Source organism: Luteimonas sp. AC640a (assembly GCF_979256585.1).
Window position 1 is genome coordinate 282,297 of record NZ_CEEDOV010000010.1, and the last position, 12,807, is coordinate 295,103.

9 protein-coding genes are annotated in these 12,807 nt (G+C 66.9%); all 9 read left to right on the forward strand.

The annotated features are described in order from the left end of the window. The first annotated feature begins 101 nt into the window (after positions 1-101). Positions 102-1,181, forward strand: a complete 1,080-nt coding sequence (locus ACZ9YD_RS10385) for a LacI family DNA-binding transcriptional regulator (RefSeq protein ID WP_465075137.1) — start codon at positions 102-104, stop codon at positions 1,179-1,181. A 17-nt stretch (positions 1,182-1,198) separates the two neighbouring features. After that, the gene (locus ACZ9YD_RS10390; protein WP_465075138.1) at positions 1,199-2,488 is read left to right on the forward strand and encodes a sugar MFS transporter; all 1,290 of its coding nucleotides are present in this window, start codon (positions 1,199-1,201) and stop codon (positions 2,486-2,488) included. After that, positions 2,488-3,483, forward strand: coding sequence for a carbohydrate kinase family protein (locus ACZ9YD_RS10395; RefSeq protein ID WP_465075139.1), 996 nt, complete (start codon positions 2,488-2,490; stop codon positions 3,481-3,483). Before ACZ9YD_RS10390 ends, ACZ9YD_RS10395 begins: the two co-directional genes overlap by 1 nt. Then, the gene (locus tag ACZ9YD_RS10400; protein ID WP_465075140.1) at positions 3,483-4,781 is read left to right on the forward strand and encodes an AGE family epimerase/isomerase; all 1,299 of its coding nucleotides are present in this window, start codon (positions 3,483-3,485) and stop codon (positions 4,779-4,781) included. Before ACZ9YD_RS10395 ends, ACZ9YD_RS10400 begins: the two co-directional genes overlap by 1 nt. Further along, the gene (locus ACZ9YD_RS10405; RefSeq protein WP_465075141.1) at positions 4,778-6,226 is read left to right on the forward strand and encodes a glycoside hydrolase family 47 protein; all 1,449 of its coding nucleotides are present in this window, start codon (positions 4,778-4,780) and stop codon (positions 6,224-6,226) included. The genes ACZ9YD_RS10400 and ACZ9YD_RS10405 overlap by 4 nt, the downstream gene beginning before the upstream one ends. 198 nt (positions 6,227-6,424) lie before the next feature. Continuing rightward, on the forward strand, positions 6,425-9,460 hold the full coding sequence (locus ACZ9YD_RS10410; protein ID WP_465075142.1) for a TonB-dependent receptor: 3,036 nt from the start codon (positions 6,425-6,427) through the stop codon (positions 9,458-9,460). Positions 9,461-9,562: 102 nt separating this feature from the next. Beyond that, complete coding sequence (locus tag ACZ9YD_RS10415) at positions 9,563-10,267, forward strand: SapC family protein (RefSeq protein ID WP_465075143.1); 705 nt, start codon at positions 9,563-9,565, stop codon at positions 10,265-10,267. Further along, a complete protein-coding gene (locus ACZ9YD_RS10420; protein ID WP_465075144.1) occupies positions 10,254-11,273 on the forward strand; it encodes a cupin-like domain-containing protein in 1,020 nt (339 codons plus the stop codon). The genes ACZ9YD_RS10415 and ACZ9YD_RS10420 overlap by 14 nt, the downstream gene beginning before the upstream one ends. 16 nt (positions 11,274-11,289) lie before the next feature. Further along, on the forward strand, positions 11,290-12,795 hold the full coding sequence (locus ACZ9YD_RS10425) for a tryptophan halogenase family protein (RefSeq protein ID WP_465075530.1): 1,506 nt from the start codon (positions 11,290-11,292) through the stop codon (positions 12,793-12,795). Positions 12,796-12,807 lie beyond the last annotated feature (12 nt).

The following is a 12,807-nucleotide window of genomic DNA, read 5'->3' on the forward strand; positions in this document are numbered from 1 at the left end:
ACCTACCATCGCGCCGACTGCACCGCATGTTGCGCCGCAGGATGCCGTGGGCGGCCGCAATGGTCACCATGCGCGCGTCTGAACCGGTTCAATTGCCTGGCATGTCCCCGACCCGACGCGTCACCCTGGCCGATATCGCGGCCGCCTGCGGGCTGTCCAAAGCGACGGTCTCGATGGTGTTGCGCGACAACCCGCAGGTGCACCCCGACACCCGCGCACGGGTCCGCGCCGAACTGGAGCGGCAGGGCTACGTCTATCACCGCGGAGCCGCCAGCCTGCGCCACGGCGGCGCGTCGAATGCGGTGGCGCTGGTCGTCAATGATCTGGCCAATCCGTTTTTCGCGGAGTTTGCCGCGGGCGTCGATGCCGCCCTGGCCGAAGCAGGCCACGTGCTGCTGCTCGGCAGCACCGGCGAATCGGTCGAGCGCCAGCAGGCCGTGCTCGCCTCGCTGGTCGAGCACGGTCCGGCCGCGCTGATCCTCTCCCCCGCCGAGCACAGCAGCGCCGCGCGTCTGCGGAAAGTCTGCGGGCCGCGCCTGCCGGTGCTGCTGTTCAACCGCACGCTCGACGACGGCGGCACCGGCAACTGGGACTATCTGGCGCTCGACAACCGCGCCGGCGCGCGTTTGGCCACCGAGCACCTGCTTGCGCAGGGTCATCGCGCGATCGCGTTCTTCGGCGGCCATCGCGATTCGAGTTCCTGCGGCGAACGTCGCGCCGGTTATCGCGAAGCACTGGCCGATGCCGGCATCGCACCCGACCCCGCGTGGCTGATCGAGTGCGCGCCCACACGCCTCGAGGCCGCGCGGCAGACGCAGGCGCTGTTCGCGCGCGATCCCGCGCCGACCGCGGCGGTCTGCTACAACGACGCCGTCGCGCTGGGACTGATCGCCGGCCTCGCGAGCTGCGGCCGCCGCGCCGGCCATGATTTTGCCGTCACCGGTTTCGACGATGTCGCCGAAGCCGCGTTCGCCTCGCCGCCGTTGACCACCATCGCCACCGATCCGCGCGCCCGCGGCCTGCAGGCTGCGCGACTGGTGCTCGCGCGATTGCGCGGCGCGCTGCCCGACCCGCCCCACTCCACCATCGCCCCCGTTGCGCTGCAGGTCCGTGCCAGCACGTCCGCCGCGCCCGACACCGCATTCCAATCGCCCGCCCGGGCCCGAGGTAGCGCCGCATGAATCCGTCCAGCCGCACGATGTCCAATCCCGCCGCAATCGCGGTGGTCAGCCTGATCTTCTTCACCTGGGGCGGCCTGACCAGTCTCAACGACGTGCTGATTCCGCATCTCAAAGCCGTGTTCTCGATGAACTACACGCAGACGATGCTGATCCAGTTCACGTTCTTCGGCGCGTACTTCCTGATGTCGATGCCGGCCGGCGCCGTTGTCGCGCGCGTGGGTTACAAGGCGGGCATCGTCATCGGCCTGGTGATCGCGTCGATCGGCGCGGCGATGTTCTATCCGGCCGCGCGCCTGCCGTCATATCCGGTGTTCCTGGCGGCGTTGTTCGTGCTTGCCAGCGGCATCACGCTGCTGCAGGTCGCGGCCAATCCGTACATCAGCCTGCTCGGCCGGCCGGAAACCTCGCACAGTCGCCTCAACCTGGCGCAGGCATTGAACTCGCTGGGCACGACGATCTTTCCGCTGCTGATCGGCCCGCTGATCCTGGTCGGTGCGGTACTCGGCGCCGACGAGATCGCCGCGATGGGCGCGGCGGAACAGATCGCCTATCGCGCGGCCGAAGCGCGCTCGGTGGAAATGCCCTATCTGCTGCTCTCGGGCGGCCTGCTGCTGGTGGCGGTGTTCGTGCTGCTGATGCGCATTCCGTCCCTGCGCGACGCCACCGAAGCCGGCCCGGCCGTGCACCACACCTATCTCGAAGCGCTGCTCACGCCGCATCTGCGCTGGGGCGTGCTGGGGATCTTCTGCTACGTCGGCGCAGAGGTCGCGATCGGCAGCTTCCTGATCAACTACATGGCGGAGCCGGCGATCGGCGGCCTGACCGAGGCGCGCGCGTCGCAGTTCCTCGCGTTCTACTGGGGTGGCGCGATGGTCGGACGGTTCATCGGCGCCGCGCTGATGACCAGGATCGATGCACGCAAATTGCTCGGCTTTGCCGCCGGCATGGTGTGCCTGTTGCTCGTGGTCACCATGACAACGAGTGGACAGGTGGCGATGTGGAGTGCGCTGGCGATCGGACTGTTCAACTCGATCATGTTCCCGACCATCTTCACCACCGCGATCGAGCGTCTCGGCACCTTGACCAGCAAGGCGTCGAGCCTGCTGGTGATGGCGATCGTCGGCGGCGCGTTGATCCCGCTCGCGCAGGGTGCGCTGGCCGACAACATCGGCATCCAGCACGCGTTCGTCGTGCCGCTGGCCTGCTACGTCTACATCATCTGGTACGGCCTGCGCGGCTCGCGCCTGAGTGGTGCCGCGCTGACCGCGGCCGATGTGCCGGCACCGCGCCCGGGCGCGATGCACTGATGGCGGACGCAGCATCCAGTTCCGCACGGGACATCGTCGCCTGCTTCGGCGAGGCGCTGATCGATTTCCGCGCCGAACACGCCAGTGACGGCACGCGTCGCTTCGTCGAGCAGCCCGGCGGCGCGCCGGCCAACGTCGCAGTTGGTGTGGCGGCGCTCGGCGGACGCGCACGCTTCATCGGCATGCTCGCCGATGACATGTTCGGCGAAGCGCTGCACGCGGCGCTCGCCGCGCGCAGCGTGGATGTGTCACAGGTGCGGCGGACCGGCGAGGCGCCCACTGCGCTGGCCTTCGTGGCGCTGGCCGAGGACGGCGAGCGCAGCTTCAGTTTCTACCGGCCGCCGGCCGCGGACCTGCTGTTCCAGGACAGCGATTTCGTCGACGACGCATTCGACGATGTCGCCGTGCTGCACGTGTGTTCGAACAGCATGACCGCGCCGGCGATCGCCGCGACCACGCTGCAGGCGATGACGCGCGCGGCGCAGGCCGGCGCGCTGGTGAGTCTGGATCTCAACCTGCGACCCGCGCTGTGGCCGCGCGATGTCGATCCCGCGCCGACCCTGTGGCAGGCGCTTGCCTTGGCGCGACTGGTCAAGCTCAGCGCCGAGGAATTCGTATTCCTGACCGGGGATGGCGACAGCGCGGGCACGGTTGCACGCGTGTTCGCGGGTGAAGCGGACGTGCTGCTGGTCACCGACGGCGCCGCACCGATGCGCTGGTGGACGCGTATGCGCGCCGGCACCGCCGGCGTCTTCCGCGTCGACGCCATCGATACCACGGCCGCCGGCGATGCCTGCGTCGCCGGCCTGCTGCAGCGTGTGGTGTCGCGCGGCATCGATGCCGATGGACTCGCCGCCGCGTTCGAGGATGACCCAGTGCGCGAGGACCTGCTGCGTCATGCGGCGGCCGCCGGTGCGCTTGCGACCACACGTCACGGCGCGTTCGACGCGATGCCCGCCGCGGCCGCCGTGCGCACCCTGCTGGAGACCGCATGATGAGCCTGCCCGCGACGCCACTGCCCGACTTCACCGCCCAAGCCACTTTGCGCGCGCACGTCGCCGACACGATGGCGTTCTATCACCCGCGCGCGATCGATCCCGACGGCGGCTTCTTCCACTATTTTCGCGACGACGGCAGCCTCTACGACCGCGGCCATCGTCATCTCGTCAGCAGCACGCGCTTCGTCTACGACTACGCGATGGCCGCGGTCGAGTTCGCCGAGTCGCGTCACGCCCACGACTGGCGCGACGCCGCGCTGCACGGCCTGCGCTTCCTGCGCGAGGCACATCGCGATGCGGAGCGCGGCGGCTACGCCTGGACCCTGCAGGACGGAGCGGTCGAGGACGACACCCGCCACAGCTACGGCCTGGCCTTCGTGCTGCTGGCCTGCGCAAGCGCACGCAAGGCAGGACTGCCGACGCAGAACTGGATGGACGAGACCTGGGATCTGCTCGAACGCCACGCCTGGGACGCGAATGCGGGCCTGTACCGCGACGAAGCCGATGCGCAGTGGCGCTACAGCGACTATCGCGGCCAGAACGCGAACATGCATCTGTGCGAAGCGTTGATCGCCGCGCACGAAGCCGGCGGCGATGCGCGCTATCTGCAACGCGCGCTGCAGCTGGCCGATCACATGACGCGCCGCCAGGCGGCGCTGTCGGGCAGCCTGGTCTGGGAGCACTGGCACGCAGACTGGTCGGTCGACTGGGACTACCACCGGGATGATCCCAAGCACCTGTTCCGGCCATGGGGCTTCCAGCCCGGTCATCAGATCGAATGGGCGAAGCTGCTGCTGTCGCTGCGCGCGCATCTGGGCGACGCCGCGCCGGACTGGTTGTTGCCGACCGCGCGCCATCTCTACGACACCGCGATCGCGCACGGCTGGGACACCGAGCACGGGGGCATCGTCTACGGCTTCGCGCCGGAATCGCTGCGAAACAGCTCGCCCGCGCCCGGCGCGCCACCGCCGAATCTCGCCCAGACGCCGATGTTCTGGTGCGACGACGACAAGTATTTCTGGGTGCAGGCCGAGGCGATCGCCACGGCCTGGCGGCTGTTCGACGCGACCGGCGAGACGCGCTACCGCGACGACTATCTGCGCCTGTGGGACTACGTATGGCGCCATTTCGTCGACCACATCCATGGCGCCTGGTTCCGGATTCTCGACCGCCAGAACCGCAAGCTCGACGACCTCAAGAGCCCCGCCGGCAAGACCGACTACCACACGATGGGCGCCTGCCACGACGTGCTCGCGGTGATGCGCGGCACGCATACTCGGAGAATCCCCGCATGAATCCTTTGCGACACCGCGTTCGCCAGCGGTCCGCCGTCATCGCGATCGCCGCATGCGCCGCGTTCCTTGCGGGCTGCGCATCGACACCGCCGCAGACAGCCGCCACCCACACCGTCGTCCACATCGCACCCGAGGCACAGCAGCGCCTCGATGCGAACGGCGCGGACGCGGCGATGGCGGAACGCGTCAAGGCCGAGTTCCTGCATGGCTGGCGCGGCTACCGGCAGTACGCATGGGGCCACGATGCGCTCAAGCCGCTGTCGAACACCGGCAGCGACTGGTACGGCGAGTCGCTGCTGATGACGCCGGTCGACGCGCTCGACACGCTGCTGCTCATGGGCCTGACCGAGGAAGCCGACGCCGCGCGCGAGCTGATCGCCACGCAGCTGTCGTTCGAAAAGGACCTCGACGTCAAGCATTTCGAGATCGTGATCCGCCTGCTCGGCGGGCTGCTGTCCGGCTACCAGATGACCGGGGACGCGCGGCTGCTCGCCCTGGCCGACGATCTCGGCACGCGCTTGCTGCCGGCATTCGATTCGCCGACCGGCCTGCCCTACGTCACCGTCAACCTGCGCACCGGCAAGACCAGCGGCACCGACAGCAACCCGGCCGAGTCCGGCACGCTGCTGCTCGAATACGGCACGCTCGCGCGACTGACCGGCAAGCAGGTGTACTGGGACACGGCCTGGCGCGCGCTCGAAGCGACGTATGCGATGCGCTCACCGATCGGACTGGTCGGCGAGCGCTTCAATGTCGACACCGGCCAGTGGACGCAGACCCGCACCCACGTCGGCGCGCGCATCGACTCGTACTACGAGTACCTGTGGAAATGCTGGCAGCTGTTCGCCGAGCCGCGCTGCAAGGCAATGTGGGACACGCATATTGCCGCGATCAACACCCACGTGGCCGACGAGGTCGACGGCGCGCTGTGGTACGGCCATGTCGACATGGCGACCGGCGCGCGCATCGCCCCACGCTTCGGCGCGCTGGATGCGTTTTTCCCCGGCCTGCTCGCGGTATCCGGCGATCCCGTTCGCGCGGCGCGCCTGCAGCGGTCGGCGTTCTCGATGTGGCAGGCACACGGCATCGAACCGGAAATCTGGGATTACCGCGCCCGCGAAGTCGTATCGCCCGGCTACCCGCTGCGGCCGGAGATCGTCGAGTCCGCCTGGTACCTGTATCGGCTGAGCGGTGACACCGCCTGGCGCGACATGGGCCGCACGCTGTTCGACGACTTCGTCCGCCACACGCGTACCGACTCGGGTTTCGCCGCACTCGCGAACGTGGTCACCAAGGAGAAGAAGGACGACATGGAGAGCTTCGTGCTTGCCGAGACCTTCAAGTATTTCTATCTGCTCTATGCCGACCCGGCGACGCTCGATCCCGCGACCACGGTCCTGACCACCGAGGCGCATCCGCTCGAAGCCGTGGCGCCGACACCCTGATGTCGCAGCTGACTGTTGCGTCGCAGCACGAATCAGGCGCTTTCCCGCGCGTGGGAATCGTTTCCGGCCGCTGTGGCAGTTCCCGTTGACAACGCTGTCAACCTGACATCAAATCCGCGCTGACGTTCACCGCCCGCATTCCTCCGGAGGCGCGGGCACACAACCAGACCGCATGCGAATCCTTGGGAGGGGAGATCCATGAAGAAACTACACGCCGCACCGAAGAAGCGGCTTCTCACGTCCGCATTGCTGTTCGCGCTCGCGCCGCCACTGGCAGCGCAGGTCGCCGACCAGACCCAGACCCAGACGCCCTACACCGCCAGCACCGACGAGGCCACCGAACTCGATACGGTCACCGTGACCGGTATCCGCGGCAGCCTGACGTCGTCGATGAACCTCAAGCGCGACTCGCAGGGCATCGTCGACGGCATCGTCGCCGAGGACATCGGCAAGTTCCCGGACACCAATCTCGCCGAATCGCTGCAGCGCATCTCGGGCGTGTCGATCGACCGCACCGCCAGCGGCGAGGGCTCCAAGGTCACCGTCCGCGGCGTCGGTCCGGACTTCAATCTCGTGCTGCTCAACGGCCGTCAGATGCCGGCCTCCAACCTCGGACCGGGCGGCGGCGGCACGTCCAACTCGCGTGCATTCGATTTCGCCAATCTGGCGTCGGAGTCGGTCTCGGAAATCGAGGTGTTCAAGAGCAGTCGGGCGTCCACCCCGACCGGCGGCATCGGCGCGACGATCAACGTCAAGACCGCACGCCCGCTCGACAATCCCGGTTTCCACGCAAACGTCGGCATCAAGGGCGTGCACGACACGTCGGTCGACAATCTGCCCGACACGTATCCGGGCGATTCGATCACCGGCGAGTTGTCGGGCATCTTCAGCAACACCTCGGCCGACGGTCGCTTCGGCGTCGCCCTGAGCGGTAGCTACCAGGAGCGCGATTCGGGCTACAGCCAGGCCTCGGTGGCTGATGGCTGGGCGATGTTCCAGGGTGACGACACCAACTCCTGGAACCGTCTGCCGCTGCCCGGCGAGACCGGCTACGACCGCATCACCAACCGGCCAGGCCCGGACACGATCTACGGTCGTCCGCAGAACACTGGTTACAGCGTCAATGGTGTGCAGCGTCAGCGCACCAACGGCCAGGCGACGTTCCAGTGGCAGCCGATCGACTCCGTGCGCACCACGCTCGACTACACCTATGCCGAGAACAAGGTGCAGCAGCAGCGCAACGAACTGTCGGTGTGGTTCAACTACGGCCCCGGCGACAGCTCGTGGACCGATGGCCCGATTGCCGGCCCGATCGAATACGGCGAAGACAACGTCTCCTTCGACGAGAACGGCAATCCGGTCTACGCCGACATCGCGATGGGCGGCATGGAGCTCGCCACGCGCAACGTGCTGGAGTCGACCGGCTTCAACGTCGAGTGGGATGCCACCGATTCGCTGAAGCTGCATCTCGACTATCACAACTCCACCGCCGAATCGAGCCCTGACAGTCCGTACGGCTCGGCCGGCGTGCTCGGCACCGCGGCGTTCCGTCGCGCTTCCACATCGGTCGACTACAGCGGCGACTTCCCGATCCTGACGATCGGTCTGCCGCCGGGCGTGGATCAGATCGAGGCGTCCGACGTCGTGGTCACCGGCTCGGTGTTCCAGAACAGCTACAACAAGTCGGAAGTCGAGCAGATCCAGACTGGCGGCCGTTTCACGTTCGAGAACTACTCGAACCTCGATTTCGGCGTGTCGATGACCGAGGTCAACAACCGCACCGCCTCTGCCGTCATGCAGCGTGACACGTGGGGCGGCGTGGGCAGCCCTGGCGATTACGACGACAGCATCTTCTACGCCGACGACATGGCGCATTATTTCGACGCGTTTCGTGGCCACAACGATCCGCGCTTCACCGGCCGTTTCATGATGTTCGACTTCGACCGGCTGCGGGAACGCGCTGGTGAGATCGCCGGTGACGATTCGCTGTACCGCGCGCCGACGGAATTCACCGAGGACCTGCGCACCGAGGAAAAATCCAAGGCCGCCTACGTGCAGTGGAGCACTGAGTTCGACTGGTCGATGCCGCTCCGCGTCGCAGCCGGCGTGCGCTACGAGGAAACCGACGTCACCTCCGAAGCGCTCGCGCGCGTGGCCAACGGCATCAGTTGGGATTCGGCGAACGAGCTCTACGTGGTCTACGACGGCGAGCGTGACTTCATCAGCCAGACCGGCAAGTACGACCACTTCCTGCCCAGCCTCGACCTGAGCCTCGAAGTGGCCGAGAACATGGTGCTGCGCGGCAGCTACAGCCAAACGATCGGCCGGCCGGGCTGGCAGCAGATCCAGGGCGGCCTGAGCCTAGCCAACATCGTGCGCATCGACGGTGGCGACGGCTCCCAGGGCAACCCGGGGCTTGAGCCGCTGAAGTCGACCAACTTCGACCTCTCGTTCGAGTGGTACTACGCCGAAGCGAGCTACGTGTCGGTGGGCTGGTTCCGCAAGAACATCGACAACTTCATCAGCGACACGATCGTCCGCGACACGCCGTTCAATCTGCATACCCCCGTCGGCGGGACTTACTGGAACAACGCGATCGCCAATGGGTGCGGGACGTCGGACGCGGTGTGCATCCGCAACTACATCTTCCTCAACCACGCGGGCGATCCGGGCGTCACCTACACCGGCATCAACTCCAATGGGGAGCGGACGGGCAGCATCGTCGGCCTGGAGACGGATCCGATCGCCGGCTTCGACATCAACACGCCGGCCAACCAGCGCTCCGATTCGCTCGATGGCTGGGAATTCAACGTCCAGCACATGTTCGGATCGAGCGGCTTCGGCGTCGCGGCGAACTACACGATGGTCGATTCGGGCCTGACGTTCGACAACAACAGCCTGGGCGACCAGTACCCGATGATCGGTCTCAGCGATTCGGCCAACGTTGTTGCCTTCTACGACAGGAACCAGTGGCAGGTGCGTGCGGCCTACAACTGGCGCGACGAGTTCCTGTCAGGCATCGGTGGCCAGGGTCCGAACCCGAACTACACTGAAGCCTACGGCCAGCTGGATCTCAACATCAGCTACCAGGTCACGCCGCAGTTCTCGCTGCATGCAGAGGCGATCAACCTGACCGACGAGACCTACCGCGTGCATGCGCGGCATACCAATCAGCTGCGCTTCGCCACGCAGACCGGTCCGCGCTACATGTTCGGCGCGCGCTACCGCTTCTGATGCGTCACCGGGCCGCGCATCCTCGGAAGGACGCGCGGTCTCCGCCCGCGCGCAGCGCTATGCTGCGTGCTCTCTTCAGCGACCGCTGCCGGCCGGCCCACAATGACCCGCCACGTACAGCTCGACCCCGTCACGCATCGCGATCTGCGCATCGACACCATCCACAGCGCGGCGTTGGGCGATGGCGTGATGATTGCGCCGACATTTCCAGACGAATTCCGCGAACTGCACGCGCACTATCCCGTCCTTTTCCACGTCGACGGCAACCGCGTGCAACCGTTGGCCCTGCTGGGTCTGCAACACGGCCAGAACCTGTTTCTCGATGCGGACGGCTGGCAGGCGCACTACGTGCCGCTCGCGATCGAGCGCGGGCCGTTCCTGATCGGCGGCAACGCCGGTGAGCCGCCCATGGTCCACGTCGATCTGGACCATCCGCGTCTGCAATCGGAAGCCGGCGAAGCACTTTTTCTACCGCACGGCGGCTTCACGCCCTATTTCCAACGCGTGCAATCGGTGTTGCAGCGCCTGCATGACGGCATCGCGCAGACGCCGGCATTCGTAGACGCGCTACGGGCGCACGCGCTGCTGGAACCCTTCACGCTCGACATCACGCTCGACGACGGACGCACGCATCGTCTGTCGGGCTTCCACATCATCGACGAGACGCGTTTGCGTACCCTTGCGCCCGAAGCGATTGGCGCGCTGCATGCAGCAGGACATCTGGAGGCGATCTACATGGCACTCGCGTCCGCGTCGCGGTTCCGCGATCTGATCGAACGCATGCGAGGCCGGCTTGCAACGGCCTGAGGCGATCGTCGAGCGGCACGACGTCTGCGGCGATGCGCCGGTACCGGACGATGTCCTGCTCGGCGGGCGACCGGTCGTGCTGCGCGGACTGGTCCGCGACTGGCCGATGGTGCGCGCCGCCCACGCAGGTGCACATGCCGCCGTCACCTACCTCACCGACATCATGCGGCCCGGCGCGCCGCCGGCGGCGGTGACCGTGGGGCCGCCGGAGATCGGCGGCCGTTTCTTCTACGACGACGCGATGCGCGGCTTCAATTTCCGCCGCGAACAGGTGCCGCTCGACGTCGTGCTGCGCACGCTGCTGAACTACGCGCAGACCGAGGCGCCCCCTGCGATCTACGTGGCTTCGACGACGATCGACACCTGGCTGCCTGGCTTCAATGCCGCCAATGCCATCGATCTGGGCGCGCGCGCGCCGTTGGCCAGCATCTGGATCGGTAACCGCACCCGCATCGCCGCGCACCAGGATCTGCCCGACAACCTTGCCTGCGTCGCTGCGGGCCGGCGACGCGTCACGCTCTTTCCGCCGGATCAGCTGGGCAACCTCTACATCGGCCCGCTGGATCTGACCCCGGCCGGTCAGCCGATCAGCCTGGTGGACTTCGCCGCGCCCGACCTTGCGCGTTTTCCGAAGTTCGAAGAAGCGATGCGCCACGCGCAGGGCGCCGAACTCGATCCTGGCGATGCGGTGTTCATTCCGTCGCTGTGGTGGCATCACATAGAAGGTCTCGAGCAGTTCAACGTGCTGGTGAACTATTGGTGGCGACAGTCGCCGGCATGGATGGACACGCCGATGAACGCCCTGATGCTCGCATTGATGTCGATCCGCGACCTGCCGGATGGCGAACGTGCGCACTGGCGCGAGATCTTCCGCCATTACGTGTTCGATGCCGACGACGCGACGGTTGATCACATTCCCGAGCACGCGCGCCGGGTGCTCGCGCCGCTGGACGAGGCTCTTGCCCGCGACCTGCGGACCAAGCTGCTGCAGCGCCTCAACCGATGACGGGGACACCATGACGATGCGCGATGTCGAACCTTCCTCACGCGCACCCGTGCGGCGCGTGGTCATCGCCGGCGGCGGCACCGCAGGCTGGATGGCCGCCGCGGCCCTGTCCAAGGTGCTCGGTCGCGCCATCGAGGTCACTCTGGTTGAATCCGAGGAGATTGGGACGGTCGGCGTCGGCGAGGCGACCATTCCCACTCTGGTGACGTTCCATCGCCTGCTCGAGATCGAGGAGCAGGCCTTCATGTCCGCCGTGCAGGGCACGATCAAACTTGGCATCTCGTTTGAGAACTGGCTGGAGCCCGGCCATCGCTACATCCATTCCTTCGGCACCTCGGGCCGCGACCACTGGTCGGCGGGATTCCAGCATTTCTGGCTGCGCGGTCGTGAGCTAGGCATCGCCAGCGGTTACGAGGACTATTGCGTCGAACTGCTGGCCGGGCTGGAGGACCGCTTCGCGCATCTGCCCCGGAACGGCATCAACTACGCCTACCACATGGACGCCGCGCACTACGCGCGGTTCCTACGCGAGTTCAGTGCGCGCCATGGTGCGCGACGCGTCGAGGGCAAGATCGTGGAAGTCCGCACCGATGCGACGTCGGGCGACATCACCGCGCTGCGCCTGGAGAACGGCGACGAGATCGAGGGCGATCTGTTCATCGACTGCACCGGCTTCCGCGCGCTGCTGATCGGACGCACGCTCAACGTCGGTTACGACGATTGGTCGCACTGGCTGTTCAATGACAGCGCGCTGGCCACACAGACCACCGCCGTGCGCGACGCCGTGCCGTATACGCGGGCGATCGCCGGCGGAGCCGGCTGGCAGTGGCGGATTCCACTGCAGCACCGCGTGGGCAACGGCATCGTCTATTCCAGCCGGCACATGGCCGACGACGAGGCCAAGCACGAGTTCCTGTCCAGCCTCGAGGGCGAGGTGATGCGTGATCCGTGGCCGATCCGCTTCCGGCCCGGACAGCGGCAGAAAGCCTGGCACAGGAACTGCGTCGCACTGGGCCTGGCCGGCAGCTTCGTGGAACCACTCGAATCGACCACGATCCACCTGATTCAGCGCGGCATCCTGCATCTGGTCAAGGCGTTTCCGCAGACGATCACCCGGGTCGCGGTGGACGAATACAACGCGCGCCTGGCCGAAGAACTGCAGCACGTCCGCGACTTCGTGGTGATGCACTACCACCTCACCCGGCGCGACGACACGCCGTACTGGCGCGCGATCACGCAGATAGAGATTCCGCCGACGCTGCGGCATCGCATCGAACTTTTCCGCGAAACCGGAAGTGTCTTCCATGTGCCCGGCGAGCTGTTCGGCGAGAACTCGTGGATCCAGGTGATGATGGGGCAAGGCGTCGTGCCAAAGCGCTACCACCCGACCGCCGACGTCATGGCCCCCGAGGATCTGACGCGGTTCCTCGACGACATTCGCACGCAGGCCCGCGCGACGACGGACCAGTTGCCCGCGCATATGGCGTACATGCGCCGTTACGCCCCCGCGCCGAAACCCTGAGACCGGCTGGAC